Source organism: Pseudomonas sp. GM49 (genome assembly GCF_000282355.1).
GTDB lineage: Bacteria > Pseudomonadota > Gammaproteobacteria > Pseudomonadales > Pseudomonadaceae > Aquipseudomonas.
In genome coordinates, this window is record NZ_AKJL01000249.1 from 15,616 (window position 1) to 28,270 (window position 12,655).

A 12,655-nucleotide genomic window follows, 5' to 3' on the forward strand; every position below is an offset into this window, starting at 1 on the left:
ACATGTTCGAGAAAATGCAACGGGCGTTCTGGAGGGCATTGACCCCGGATCTGCTGGTGGATGAGCCGAAGGTGGCTGCCCTGCTTTCTACGGACCTGCCGTCGAGCGTGGTCGCCGCGCTGGGTGGGCTGGATAACCTGGCGTCGCAACAGCGCATTGCGATAACGCGAGTGCGGGTCCGGTTGCGTGATGTCACCCGACTGGACGAACAGGCCTTGCGTGCGGCGGGTGTGCCGGGGGTGATGGTGCTGGCGGATGGCGTGGTGCACGTATTGACCCGGTGCCCAAGGCGGGACTGACGGCCAGCGTTGCGCCGCCTTGAAGATCCTCTTTGTGCACGAGCAGGTCGTCGACAGCTTTCTGGAGAAATTCAACCACAAGCTCGTGCCACTGAAAGGTTCATATTAATGCGGTTCCAGTGCATTATTTTTGCACTATAGCCACCCGACGACCGCTCATGAAACACAGGAACCCACCCATCGCGGTCAGTGTGCTCAAGGCATAGAACATCGTGGGCGCGGGGGTGTGCATCAATAGAAAGCCACAAATCACTGGGCTCAGGGCGCCACCGAGGGCCGCCAGGTTCTGGGCTCCGTAATAGCTGCCGCGCAGCTCTTCCGGGGCCAGGGTGTCGACGAAGAGGAATTCGGCCGGGTAAATGATCATTTCACCGAGGGTGAAGATGAACATCGCCACGCACCAACTCACCATGCTGCCGGCCAGGCTGAAGCCGATCAGGCCAAGGATGAACAGGCTGGTGCCCGCGGCAATCCAGTAGCGCAGCTTCTCGCGATTGAGGAACCGGCCGATCTGGTACTGCAGCAGGATCACGCTGATGGCGTTGCAGGCGAGCAGGGCGGCCATGATGTCCAGGGCGCGTTTGGAATCGTGGGTCACCAGCAGGTATTGCGACAAGTAGAGGGTGTAACGCCCGTGTACCACGGTGCTGAGCAGGCAGCCGCAAGTGAACATGATCAGGGTACGGTCGTTTTTCAGGGTGACCAGGGTTTTCAGGAAACTCTGGGGTTGCCCAATGACGGGTGTCTGCGCCGAATCCCTGGGAATGCCTATCATCAGGAAGATGCTGAAGAACGCGATGCCACCGGCAATCAGGAACGGTGCGATCGGATAGACCCCGGAAATCACCACGCCGAGCATGGGACCTGTGGCATAGCCGATGTTGGTCAGCGTGTAGCGCAGGGAAAACGCCTTGGCCCGCTGGCCCATGGGCAGGTTTTCGCTGAGGATCGCTTTGGAGCCGATGAGGAACAGCGCTGACGCGGTCTCGGTGATCACCAGGGTGGCGGTGGTCAGGTAGAGGTTTTCGGCAAAGGTCAGCAGCACGAAGCCGATAGCGCTGGAGAGCATCGCCAGGATCAGCAGCCGGCGCTTTTCCAGGCGGTCGATGATATAGCCGCCGTAAAGCGCGAGCAGGGTGGCGATGAACACCGCGATACCGAGCAGCAAGCCAACGTCCTGTTGGTTGAGGCCCAGCTTGTTGCTCAGGAATAGCGTGAGCAAGGGGCTGGTGATGGCGCGGCTGACCACGATGGTCAGTGAAACGATCATCAAGCGGCGGATAACGAGCGAGTAAGTGGCCACGGTGGTGCAAATGTCCTTATTCAGATTGTTGGTGTTTGCCGCAATATCGCGTCGCTGCCATCGCGGGCAAGCCCGCTCCCACAAAAGCGCCGCAGTACCTGTGGGAGCGGGCTTGCTCCGGGCGGCGTTCCGACGAAATGGCCGGCACAAGTAACGCAATAGTCAAGCCAGCCACCGATCCAGCGAGCGCACCGATTCCAATTCTTCAATCCGCCACAACTGCCCGAGCAGTTCCTCAACCCGCTCCCGGGACATGACCCGCATCGCCAAACTGAAAAACTTCTCCTCCAGCGCCGCATCACTCAGCGGATTACCCGGCGCGCCCAACGGCACTTCAACGCACAGGCTCGCTTGCCGACCGTCCACGGTCCGCAGTGTCACCACGGGTTCGCCATCCTCGGACAGTAGCGGGTCCACTTCCAGGTGAATGCGCGACAGCCATTGGGTAATCCGCGGATCGCTGCGTTGTTCATCGTCATAGGCCTGCAACCGGCAATGACCCAGCACCAGTCGCGAAGCCAGCGCATAGGGCAAGCTCATCTGTGCCGCCGCAAGGTTGCTGACATCCTGACCACCACACATGTCCTTAAGAAAACTGCACAGCGAAACCTGCACATCCTCGACCTGATCGACCGGCACTTTCAATTGCTCCAACAGAATCCCCAACGCATCGATAGCCGAGTGGGTGCCGCGACAAGAGGCATAAGGCTTGATCGAACAGCGGGCGAGCTTCCACACCACGCCCAGATCGGCATCCAGCGCTGCGGGCGTTGAGTTGGCTGTGGCGAGCGTTTTCAGAAAACCGCCCCAGACATCCTCGAACAACTGTGTCGGTCCGCTGATGCCCTGTCGGGCAAATCGCGCCGCCAGTAATCCACCTTCGGCGGCGCGCCCGGTGTGCAGTTTTTTGCTCTGCGAACCGTCGTGGATGAAAGCCCACAAGCCACCGCTGAAGCTGCCGGCGATGCCCAGTGCCGACAAGGTTTGCCCGGCATTCAATCGAAAAATCCGTGCACTGGCCGCCGCCGCGCCGAACACCCCGCAGGTCGCCGTGGAGTGCCAGCCAGCGCCGTTATGGGCTGAGTAGCCGCCGCAGGCTTCGAGCACTCGGCGCCCGACTTCGTAACCGATCACCACGGCCGTGATGAACTCGCGGCCGCTCACCGGTTGCCCGGCCATCGACACCGCCGCCATGACCGCCGGCAGCACTACGGCGCCGGAGTGATCGCAGCCACCGGTGTCGTCCAGTTCCAGGGCATGGGCGGCGATGCCGTTGAGCATGGCTGCCTGGGCGGCGCCGACCCGCTGGCGAGTGCTCCAGACCAAGGTGTCGCCCGTTTCGTCTTCGAATACCTGCCGAGCCGTTTTCGCGACTTCGCTGTCTGCCCCGGCCAGGGTCGCGCCGAAAGTATCGAGGATGTGGCGCTTGGCTTGTTCCACCAGTGCGGGCGGCAGGTCCTCGAACCGCGTATCCACGCAAAATTTCGCCAGTCGTTGCATGCGCTCTGTCATAGCACGTAGTCCCTGTAATGCCGCTCATACACCGACGCCGGATGATCTTCAGTGATCGGCGCTGCGGATTCCGCCCACCACTGGGCGACATCAGCACCGGTAGCGATCCATACGTCATCGTGCTGCAAAATCCCTTCGAGCAACTCACGCAACACACCAATGCGCCCCGGTGTAGCGATGATTTCCGGATGCAGGCGCAACACGTAGCACAGGCCGAAGCGATGAAACCCGGCGAAGTCCATTTGCAGATTGCCCAGGGTGTGGCTGTAGGAAGCGATCCGCGATTGCGCCGGCGGCACCGCCGGGCTGAGATTGAAGGCGAAGTAGGGTTCGTCCTCCAGCTCGTAATGCAGGGGCAACTCGATCACGTCGGGCGCGGTCGGGTGAGCGAACGGTAAGTCATCACCACGCCAGGACGACGACCAGCGAATGCCTTGATCCCTCAACGCCTCGATGAAGCCTGGCGCACCGTTGCCGGCGGGGATGCGCAAACCGGTGGGACACTGGCCGGTCAGCGTTGTCAACGCCTCACAACCCTTGGCAAGGTCAGCGCTCTGCGCGGCGAGGTCGAGGTTGTCGTAGTTCTGATGGCGATATCCGGCACAGGCGATTTCATGCCCGCCCGCCTGGATCGCACGGATATGCTCGGGGTTTTCCTCGGCGACGATACCGGGTACGAACCAACTGCTGGAAACACCGAGTTCCTTGAACAAAGCGAGCAAACGTTCGACGCCGCGTTGGGTGCCGTAGCGCCAGACCGACAGGGTCTTGTCGCGTCCGGCGACTTCCGGGGCCTGGGTGAGAATGCCGTGGATGTCGTTGTAGTCGACGGTCAGTACCACGGCGCAGCGGTAGCCCTTGGGCCAGACGGTGGAATCAACCATGGTGATGTTCCTTCAGCCACCACTGGGCGACGTCGCGGCAGGTGGCGAACCAGACGTCGTCGCGTTGGCGCATGTGTTCGAAGAGTTTTTCCAGCAACAGGATGCGTCCTGGTTTGCCGGTGATCTTGGGGTGGAACAGGGTGGTCAGGCACAGCCCTTCATCCATGGCGCCGTCGTATTCGCGGCACCAGTTGTCCAGGGTCAGTGCGTAGCTGGCGGTGCGGTCCAGCCCCGAAGGGAAGTCCGGTGCGCGGGTATAGGCGATGGAGGCGTAGTCGTCCATTTCCCAGCGACCGGGGATTTCCACCAGCGGCGTGGCGTGGCCCGGTACATTCACCAGGTACGGCCGGTCATCGCCGCGCATGCTGCTGGAGTAAGTCACGCCGGCCTCCACCAGCATCGCCGGGGTTTCGGCCCGCCAGTCGCCGGACGGCGTGCGGAAACCTTCGGCGCGGATGTGCAGGTGCTTCCAGAACACCTCGCGGGACCGCTTCATCACGTCCTTTTGCTGTTCCAGCGTCAGGGCGTAGAAGGATTCGTGTTTGTAGCCGTGATAAGCCACCTCATGCCCGCGTTCGACAATCGCCTGACACTGTTTCGGCCAGTTCTCCACGACCCAGGCCGGGACAAAGAACGTCGTCGGCAGACGGAATTCGTCGAGCAGATCGAGAATCCGTGGCAGCGCCCGGTACGGGCCATAACCGCCGAAGCCGAAATACTCGGGCTTGCGCCAGATCGAGCCGTTGAGCATGGCATCGCCGGTGGGGCCGTCGAGGTCGAAGGCCAGGGCCAGACAGGCTTTGTGCCGGCCGGGCCAGGTGGGTTGGGGGGAGGAGGACATCGTTGGTGCTCCGACGATCTATAAACAATCACAAAACCTTGTGGGAGCGAGCTTGCTCGCGATGGCGGACTCGCAGGCGACATCAATGTTGAATGTGATGGCCCCTTCGCGGGCAAGCCCGCTCCCACAGGTATTGCATTTATCCTTGCGAACTTACTTCCCGGCGTTGACGGTCACCGTCTTGATCGCTCCCAGTTCCAGATCCCACTTCTTCAGGATCGCCTGGTAACTGCCGTCGTCGATCATGCTCTGCAGCGCAACCTTCACCGCTTCACTGAGCTCAGGTTTTTTCTTGCTCACGCCCATCCCGGTGTACTGCTCGGAGATCGGCAGGCCCACGGTTTTGTACATATCCTTTTCCTGCGTCTTGAGGTAGGGCAGGGTTTCGCTGCCCTGCATGGCCGCGTCGATGCGGCTCTGGCGCAGTTGCGCACGGGCATCGGCCGAGCCTTCGGTGCCGATCACATTGATCGCAGGCTTGCCGGCGGCTTCACAGTTGACCTTGCTCCACTCGGCGATTTCCGCCGGGAAGGTGGTACGGCGGCTGGTGCCGACCTTCTTGCCGCACAGGTCGACGATCTCGTGGGTGTCCTTGTTTTTCTGCAAGGTGTAGAACTGCGGACCGCTGGTGAAGTAGTCGACGAAGGTCACGCTGGCCTGACGTTCGGCGGTGTCGGTCATGCCCGACAGCACCATGTCCACGCGGTCGGTGGTCAGGGCGTTGATCATTTGCTCGAAACCGGTTTCCTGCCATTTGATCTTCACGCCCAGACGTTCGGCCAGGGCATTGCCCAGGTCATAGTCCAGGCCGGTGAGGGTATTGGTGGCCGGGTCCTTGAAATCCATCGGCGGGTAGTTCGGCATGATCGCTACGACGATCTCGCCCTTGGCCTTGATGCTGGCCGGCAATTCGGCAGCGAAGGTGAAGCCGGATGCCATAACGCCGGCGAGTACTGCTGGAATAACGAAGTTCTTCATGGTCGTTCTCTTATGAGTGTTGTGAGCGCCAACGGGCACCTAGGTTCGAACGGCAGAAATGAAGCTTTGGGTGCGAGGGTTTTGCGGACTTATTAGTATTTCTTCGGGGCTTCCAGCCTCCACGATCTGCCCGCCGTCCATGAACACCATGCGGTTGGAAACCTCGCGAGCGAAGCCCAGTTCATGGGTGACGACGATCATGGTCATGCCGGTCTGCGCCAGATCGCGCATCACCGACAGCACCTCACCGACCAGTTCCGGGTCGAGTGCCGAAGTGGGTTCATCGAACAGCATCAGCTTGGGGCGCATGGCCAATGCACGAGCAATGGCGACGCGTTGTTGCTGACCACCCGACAGTTCGATCGGGTAGCTGTTGCGTTTGTCGGCCAGGCCGACGCGGGCGAGCAATTCCAGGGCTTCTTCATTCGCCTCTTTGGGCGAACGCTTGAGCACCTGGCACGGCCCTTCGATGATGTTTTGCAGCACGGTCATGTGCGGGAACAGGTTGAAACGCTGGAACACCATGCCGGTGGACAGGCGCTGGCGGGCGATCTGTGTCTCGTTGAGCTCGTGCAGTTTGTTGCCGACGATCCGGTAGCCCACCAGCTCGCCGTCGACCCACAGGCCGCCCTTGTCGATCTTTTCCAGCTGGTTGACGCAGCGCAGCAAGGTGCTTTTGCCGGAACCGGACGGGCCGATGATGCACAGCACTTCGCCTTGCTCGACTTCGATGTTGATGTCCTTGAGTGCGTGGAATTGGTCGTAGTACTTGTTCAGGCTCACGGCCTTGACGATGCTTCTCATGTGCGGCTCCTCAGGAACGCTTGCCGGCGCCGCGGGCGAAACGACGCTCCAGGCGGCTTTGACCAAAGGACAGGACCGTGACGGTGGCCAGGTACCAGATACCGGCGACGATCAGCAGCTCCATCACGCGGGCGTTGGCGTAGTAGATGTTCTGCGCGTTGTAGAGCAGTTCCGAGTACTGGATGACGCTCGCCAGCGAGGTCATTTTCACCATGCCGATGAACTCGTTGCCCACTGGTGGAATGATGATGCGCATGGCCTGCGGCAGGATGATTCGGCGCAGCGCTTGCAGGCGCGGCATGCCGATCGACTTGGCGGCTTCATACTGCCCGGTGTCCACCGAGAGCAGGCCGGCACGCACCACTTCGGCGGTGTAGGCACCCTGGTTGATGCTCAAGCCAAGCAGGGCGGCCACGAACGGGGTCATCAGGCTCACGGTGTCCATTTCGAACAGGCCGGGGATGCCGATGGTGGGGAAGATCAGCGCCAGGTTGAACCACAACAGCAGTTGCAGAATCAGCGGCGTACCGCGAAACAGCCAGGTGTAGGTCAGCGCCACATAGCGCAGGATCGGGTTGGCCGACATGCGCATGATCGCAGTGATCACGCCGAACACAATGCCCAGCGCCATCGCCAGCACCGCCATGACGATGGTGTTGAGCAAGCCCCACATGATCGCCTGGGAGGTGAGGAACTGGCCGATGTACGACCATTCGATCTTGCCTTCGGCGAAGGCGCGTACCAGGCCGATGATGGCTACGACGATCACCGTGGCGAAGAAAATCCGCCCGTAGTAACGCCGGGGCACATGATCGTATTGGGTGATGTCGAACTGGCTTTCCGCCAGTTTGCGCTCCGCCTGGAGTCGTTCTGCCTGTGTCTGGCTCATGTTGGTTCTCCGTACACGTTATCTGTAGGAGCGAGCTTGCTCGCGATGGTCGTCAACGATGACGCTGGTTGCCTGACACCCCGCGGTGTCTGTGCCTCCATCGCGAGCAGGCTCGCTCCTACAAGGTTTTGCGTTGTGGGTCAGAGGCGGAAGCCCTGATAGTCCTCGGTCCATTGCTGCTGGGCGGCGAGGGCGGTTTTCAGGCGGCCGATCTGTTCACGCACCTGTTGTGGCGCGGTCCCGCCCCAGCCGCTACGGGCGGCGATGGCGGCTTCGAGGGTCAGGCTTTCGCGTACTTCCGGTGTGAGGCGCGGGTCGATTTCCGCCAGCAGTGCCGGGGAGGCTTCCCACAATTCGATGTCGTGTTTCTCGCAAGCCTGGACCAACGCTCCGGTGATTTCGTGGGCTTCCTTGAACGGCACGCCGCGCACCGCCAGCCAGTCGGCGACTTCGGTGGCGAGGGTGAAGCCCAGCGGTGCCTGGCGACGCAGCTCTTCGACGTTGACCTTCATGGTCGCAACCATTCCGGCCATGGCCGGCAGCACCAGCAGCAGGGTGTCGACGCTGTCGAGCACGCCGTTCTTGTCTTCGCTCAAGTCACGGTTGTAGGACAGTGGCAGGGATTTGAGGGTGGACAACAGGCCGGTCAGGTTGCCGATCAGGCGACCTGCCTTGCCCCGCGCCAGTTCGGCGATGTCCGGATTCTTTTTCTGCGGCATGATCGAACTGCCGGTGGCGTAGGCATCGTCCAGCACGACCCAGCGGAATTGCCGCGACGACCACAGGCAAAACTCTTCGGCGAGGCGCGAGATGTTGATGCCGAGCATGCTGGCGATGAACAGGAACTCGGCGACGTGATCGCGGCTGGCCACGGCGTCGATGGAGTTTTCGCAAACACCGCTATAGCCCATTTCTTTTGCCGATTGCTGAGGTAAACGAGCGATAGCCGAGCCAGCCATGGCCGCCGCACCGAGTGGCGACAGCGAAGTACGCGCGTCCCAGTCCACCAGGCGCTGCACGTCGCGCAGCATCGACTGGGCGTGGGCCAGCAGGTGATGAGCAAACACGATCGGTTGTGCCTGCTGCAGGTGGGTGAAGCCGGGGCAGATGCTCTCGATGTGATGCTCGGCCTGGTCCACCAGCGCCTGCTGCAAGCCGAGCACTTCAACGGCCAGGGTGCGCACGTGGTCACGCAGGAACAGCCGCAGGTCGTTGGCCGTCTGGTCGTTGCGCGAACGACCGGCGCGCAGCTTGCCACCGAGGGTGCCAAGGCGTTCGGTCAGCAGGCGCTCGATGAAGGTGTGGACGTCTTCGTCGTCCAGGGTCGGGGCAATGCTGCCGGCGCGGTAGTCCGCGCCGATACGTTCCAGGGCGTCGAGCATGGTCTGGGTTTCTTGCTCGCTCAGCAGTCCGGCGCGCTGCAGTTCCCGGGCATGGGCCTTGGAGCCGGCGAGGTCGTACGGGGTGAGCCGGAAGTAGCGCTCAGGGCAACGGGACAGGGCCGCCAAGGCTTCGGAAGGGCCGCTTTTGAAGCGAGCACCCCAGAGACGGTCGGTGGTTTGAGACATTGTTGTTTTCCTCGTCGGTAACGCGAACTGAAATGGGTATGCCAGGCCGCAACGTCGCTACAAAGTCAGCGAACGAAATCAGGCCAGAGCAGTTTTCAAGAGGGCAGTTGCAAAGGAGCGAGAGCTGATCGAAGTGTCAGCTTTTAATGTTTTGAGATCAGTGATTTGGCACTGATGTTCGGGATTTATTGGCGGTTGCCAAGCCTGGTTTTCTGTGTTCATTATTATTAGGCCAGCTATGTTTTTGTTGTTGGGCACAGATTGTTGAATAGGGCGCCAGAGGTAAATAAGCATTATGGAAACCCCACTTTCCAATTCCGGAAACCCGCCGCCGAAAACGCTGCAACGGGCACCGTTAGCCCTCAGTGGGCTGGACTTCAAACTGCTCAAAGTATTCAAGGCCGTGGTCGAGGCAGGTGGCTTCAGTGCCGCGCAAAATGAGCTGAATGTGGGGCTGGCAGCCATCAGCAAACAGATTTCGGACCTGGAAATCCGAATCGGCATGCGCCTTTGCACGCGGGGGAGAGAGGGCTTTCACCTGACGGAAGAAGGGCGTCTGGTGTATCAGGCGTCGATAGACTTATTTGCCTCGGTCGACAACTTTCGCGATCGCCTTAGTTCAGCGCAGAACGAACTTGTCGGTGATCTTGGTGTGGGGGTTATTGATAACACAATCTCTGACGCCAATTCGCCGTTAGTTGCCGCGCTTAAACGTATTAACGAACAATCTCCCAAGGTTAGATTTCAACTTCAGGCCACGCAGCTTGATGAGGTTGAAAGAGGTGTCGTCGAGGGGCGGTTGGTGGCGGGAATTGTGCCGGTTTATCAAAAGCGCGAAGAGTTCGATTACTACGAGCTATACGAAGAACGCTCGGAGATTTATTGCGCGCTCGGCCACCCGCTGTTCTCCATGGCGGACGCGGACATGGGTGGTAATGTGCTCAAGGATTACGAGTGCATCAACCATCGCTACGCGATTCATCGCGACAAACTGAAATTTGCCCACTACGACAGCTTTTCCGCCTCGGCAACCCAGGTGGAGGCCGTTGCGCTGCTGATCAAGACTGGTCGTTTCCTGGGGTTCCTGCCCCAGCATTACGCCGCGCCGATGGTGGCGCGGGGAGAGTTTCGCGCGGTGTGCCCGGACCTGATCAACATCGTCACGCCGTTCAGTCTGATTCTGCGCCATAACACTGTGCGCAGCCCCTTGGTGAAGGCATTTGCCCAGGCACTGGGCGTGGATTTAAAAGCCTCGGTTTGATTGTTCACCGCGTTGAACACTAACTAACGAACACTGGCGGCCAATGGGGATGATGGGGCCAGGCTTAAGGCTTCAGCACTTGCAGCAACACGAAATCGTTTTTATTGAAACGTCCGCTCAATACTGCTTGTAGAGTTCCCAATGCCGTGCCGTGAAGATCGCGATAAATTATCGCCAGCAACTGCTGGCCGTTTTCTGATGTGTTGTTTATCCATTACCAGGCCGTAACAGTCTTGGCCAAATCTCCGAGAGGCTCAGCCATCCAGCAGATGCGCTCCCGATCGACGGTTACGCTCAAAACGTTTATGCGAAAAAACCACCTTGGCACGTTGGTTTGGGTGGTTTTTTTGCACTGATTGATGCGCTAAAGCGTTCTCATGTCAGGTCATAGTGACAACGTGTCAATGCATCGTGACAACTGGGGCCTGATCTTCAGGCACCTCCTTCCAGCTGTCATCCGGATCGAAGCGCTTCATCGATTTCGCCAGTTTTTCACCACCGGGCCCCAGGTCTTTCTCGAACACCTGTCCTTCATGACTGATCATGAAACTCATCACCCCGGTGTCGTCGTATTTCGCCGGCCAGGCGATCAGGGCAAAGCCCCGGCTCATCTTGTCACCGATGAGGTAGCTGTAGGCGCCACCCGGTGCCGAAGGGCCCTGGCCATCAAGGATGCGGAAGCGGTAACCATGCCACTCTTCGTCGGCAATGGCTTTGCCGAACGAAGGTCCTAACGGGCTGATCTGGCCGCTGTCGTCTTCCGCCCAATAGAGTCCGTCGTGCTTGCCGGGAGTGCTGAAGATTTTCTGCGCATACTCGAGTGCGCCGTCACCGTCTCGATCGACTGACGCATAGTCCATCTGCGCATCGTGATAGGCCAGCACCGATTGCACCGCGGCGAGTTCATTGCGACCGATTTGACGGGCACGGATCTCGGCACTGCCGGCCTTCATGTCGAAGCGCCAACCGTTCGCGTCTTTTGTCATGGGGATGGGCAGTGTCCAGTTCTTGCTGCCGACCGCCAGGATTGCCTTGCGTTCGCTGGGTTTTTCAATGCGGTGTTGCTCGCGGTATTGCTGCAAAAACGCATCCACATCTTCGCGCTGCACGCCTTCACGGGGGATGTAACTGTGCCAGTCACTGCCCAGCAGCTTCGTCAGGCGTGCCTGGTCGGCGTGTTCCGTACCCAGTGCTTCGACGAACGCTTCAGCGGCCTTTTCTGGCGTTGGAAATGCCTGTTGTGCCGTCGCCAGGCACGACCACGCCAGGCCGGCAGCTATCGCAAGGACATGAGGGAGCAGGCCCATGAGTCCTTTCACTCGAGGATGGTTTTTCAACGACGGCCCCCCCTTTGACGCGCTGGTGGACTGGATGGCCGACTGACCTGGTGACCGGCAGATCGTGCGGCACTTGGGCGTTGGGCGGATGCCTGGCTGGCCCGGCCACGATTGGCCTGGATGTTAGCCTGGGACGGTGAGCGTGCGCCGGCGAAGGCGTTGTTGCGGGCACTGCCGGTACTGGCGGCCGGCCGTTGATTCGCCGTTTGACGCGTCTGCGCCTGGCCCTCTCTGCGCTGATTCAGCTGGGCGCTCTGGTTCCTGGGTTGCTGATTGACTTGAGAGGCTTGTTTGCGGGGTTGCTGATTCTCCCGGGTGTTTCTGGCCGTGCCCTGGCCTCTGTCAGCCGCCTTCGGCCTGTCTGCACCCGCCTGTAACCGATTGTCGCCCGCGGTTCCGGACTGCAGTTTGCGCGTTTGATCACGGGCTTCGCGGTTGCTGGTGGCAGGTCGTTCGATGCCGTGCCTGTCCATTGAGGTGCGGGCATTTTCACGCGCCTGGGCGCGCTGGGCATTGTCCCCGCGATAGGCTTCACGCTGATTGGCGCCGTTCAGTTGCCGACCGTACTGTGCGCGGCTCGCGCTGTCTCGATAGGGCACGCCATTGCGGTGCACCGGGTTGTGCTGCCATTTGTTGTTGGTGATCCGGTTGTTGCCGTTGATGTTGTTGTAGCGATTGACGTCGATGTCGACGTCGTTATTGCCCCAGTCACATTCACCCCACAACGATCCAATGATCGCCACACCGGCACCAAACGCGAGTCCGGCCATCAGGGCCTGGCCGGGGTAATAGGCGGGAGGCGGTGGATAGTACACGGGCGGCGACGCCGGGTAGGGCCAGGTGCCGTAGGTGGTTGTCGGGTTATAGGTGGGGACGTACACCACCTGCGGATCGGCAGGCTGAATGATGATGGTGGAGCTGCTGGCTGGGGCCGGCTCAGCGGCTGGAGCCGGTGCCGACGTTGTGGTCGCGGGGGCCG

General features: G+C 60.5%; 12 protein-coding genes and 1 pseudogene. 3 read left to right on the forward strand and 10 right to left on the reverse strand.

All coding sequences use genetic code 11. From position 1 onward, the window contains the following. Positions 1 to 2: 2 nt before the first annotated feature. Positions 3 to 299: a PTS transporter subunit EIIB gene (locus tag PMI29_RS07830; RefSeq protein ID WP_008001394.1), complete on the forward strand. Its 297-nt coding sequence runs from the start codon at positions 3 to 5 to the stop codon at positions 297 to 299. Beyond that, positions 298 to 396: pseudogene (locus tag PMI29_RS33160) on the forward strand (hypothetical protein); the annotation flags it as partial. The gene PMI29_RS07830 and the pseudogene PMI29_RS33160, both read left to right, overlap by 2 nt. 27 nt (positions 397 to 423) lie before the next feature. Here PMI29_RS33160 and PMI29_RS07825 read toward each other — a convergent pair. From PMI29_RS07825 to argH, 8 genes are all read right to left on the reverse strand, one after another. Continuing rightward, positions 424 to 1,602 (reverse strand): MFS transporter, encoded by a 1,179-nt coding sequence (locus PMI29_RS07825; protein ID WP_008001397.1) that lies wholly within the window; start codon positions 1,600 to 1,602, stop codon positions 424 to 426. Positions 1,603 to 1,764: 162 nt separating this feature from the next. Beyond that, entirely contained in the window at positions 1,765 to 3,114 is a 1,350-nt protein-coding gene (locus tag PMI29_RS07820) for an MmgE/PrpD family protein (protein WP_008001399.1), read from the reverse strand. Further along, positions 3,111 to 3,998 (reverse strand): polysaccharide deacetylase family protein, encoded by an 888-nt coding sequence (locus PMI29_RS07815; protein WP_008001401.1) that lies wholly within the window; start codon positions 3,996 to 3,998, stop codon positions 3,111 to 3,113. The genes PMI29_RS07820 and PMI29_RS07815 overlap by 4 nt, the downstream gene beginning before the upstream one ends. Beyond that, positions 3,991 to 4,839, reverse strand: a complete 849-nt coding sequence (locus tag PMI29_RS07810; RefSeq protein WP_008001403.1) for a polysaccharide deacetylase family protein — start codon at positions 4,837 to 4,839, stop codon at positions 3,991 to 3,993. Before PMI29_RS07810 ends, PMI29_RS07815 begins: the two co-directional genes overlap by 8 nt. Positions 4,840 to 4,992: 153 nt before the next feature. After that, complete coding sequence (locus PMI29_RS07805; RefSeq protein ID WP_008001405.1) at positions 4,993 to 5,817, reverse strand: ABC transporter substrate-binding protein; 825 nt, start codon at positions 5,815 to 5,817, stop codon at positions 4,993 to 4,995. A 39-nt stretch (positions 5,818 to 5,856) separates the two neighbouring features. Then, positions 5,857 to 6,621, reverse strand: coding sequence for an amino acid ABC transporter ATP-binding protein (locus PMI29_RS07800; protein ID WP_008001408.1), 765 nt, complete (start codon positions 6,619 to 6,621; stop codon positions 5,857 to 5,859). Between the two features lie 10 nt (positions 6,622 to 6,631). Then, positions 6,632 to 7,510, reverse strand: a complete 879-nt coding sequence (locus tag PMI29_RS07795; protein WP_008001410.1) for an amino acid ABC transporter permease — start codon at positions 7,508 to 7,510, stop codon at positions 6,632 to 6,634. A 140-nt stretch (positions 7,511 to 7,650) separates the two neighbouring features. After that, on the reverse strand, positions 7,651 to 9,078 hold the full coding sequence (gene argH / locus PMI29_RS07790; protein WP_008001411.1) for an argininosuccinate lyase: 1,428 nt from the start codon (positions 9,076 to 9,078) through the stop codon (positions 7,651 to 7,653). Positions 9,079 to 9,373: 295 nt separating this feature from the next. On the opposite strand from argH, the gene PMI29_RS07785 reads away from it, so the two are divergent. Next, entirely contained in the window at positions 9,374 to 10,339 is a 966-nt protein-coding gene (locus PMI29_RS07785; RefSeq protein WP_008001413.1) for a LysR family transcriptional regulator, read from the forward strand. Positions 10,340 to 10,740: 401 nt separating this feature from the next. Here PMI29_RS07785 and PMI29_RS07780 read toward each other — a convergent pair whose 3' ends face one another. Together PMI29_RS07780 and PMI29_RS07775 are read right to left on the reverse strand one after the other, a co-directional pair. Then, positions 10,741 to 11,646 carry a DUF2950 domain-containing protein gene (locus tag PMI29_RS07780; protein WP_008001414.1) on the reverse strand — a complete coding sequence of 302 codons (906 nt, stop codon included), beginning with the start codon at positions 11,644 to 11,646 and terminating at the stop codon, positions 10,741 to 10,743. A gap of 26 nt (positions 11,647 to 11,672) precedes the next feature. After that, a partial coding sequence (locus PMI29_RS07775; protein WP_008001416.1) for a DUF3300 domain-containing protein occupies positions 11,673 to 12,655 on the reverse strand: 983 nt, incomplete at its 5' end.

Excerpts from the sequence above, each read along its gene's own strand:
- PMI29_RS07830 (WP_008001394.1), top strand. The coding sequence starts at position 3 with ATGTTCGAGAAAATGCAACGGGCGTTCTGGAGGGCATTGACCCCGGAT.
- PMI29_RS07820 (WP_008001399.1), bottom strand. The coding sequence starts at position 3,114 with ATGACAGAGCGCATGCAACGACTGGCGAAATTTTGCGTGGATACGCGG.
- PMI29_RS07815 (WP_008001401.1), bottom strand. The coding sequence starts at position 3,998 with ATGGTTGATTCCACCGTCTGGCCCAAGGGCTACCGCTGCGCCGTGGTA.
- PMI29_RS07810 (WP_008001403.1), bottom strand. The coding sequence starts at position 4,839 with ATGTCCTCCTCCCCCCAACCCACCTGGCCCGGCCGGCACAAAGCCTGT.
- PMI29_RS07805 (WP_008001405.1), bottom strand. The coding sequence starts at position 5,817 with ATGAAGAACTTCGTTATTCCAGCAGTACTCGCCGGCGTTATGGCATCC.
- PMI29_RS07800 (WP_008001408.1), bottom strand. The coding sequence starts at position 6,621 with ATGAGAAGCATCGTCAAGGCCGTGAGCCTGAACAAGTACTACGACCAA.
- PMI29_RS07795 (WP_008001410.1), bottom strand. The coding sequence starts at position 7,510 with ATGAGCCAGACACAGGCAGAACGACTCCAGGCGGAGCGCAAACTGGCG.
- argH (WP_008001411.1), bottom strand. The coding sequence starts at position 9,078 with ATGTCTCAAACCACCGACCGTCTCTGGGGTGCTCGCTTCAAAAGCGGC.
- PMI29_RS07785 (WP_008001413.1), top strand. The coding sequence starts at position 9,374 with ATGGAAACCCCACTTTCCAATTCCGGAAACCCGCCGCCGAAAACGCTG.
- PMI29_RS07780 (WP_008001414.1), bottom strand. The coding sequence starts at position 11,646 with ATGGGCCTGCTCCCTCATGTCCTTGCGATAGCTGCCGGCCTGGCGTGG.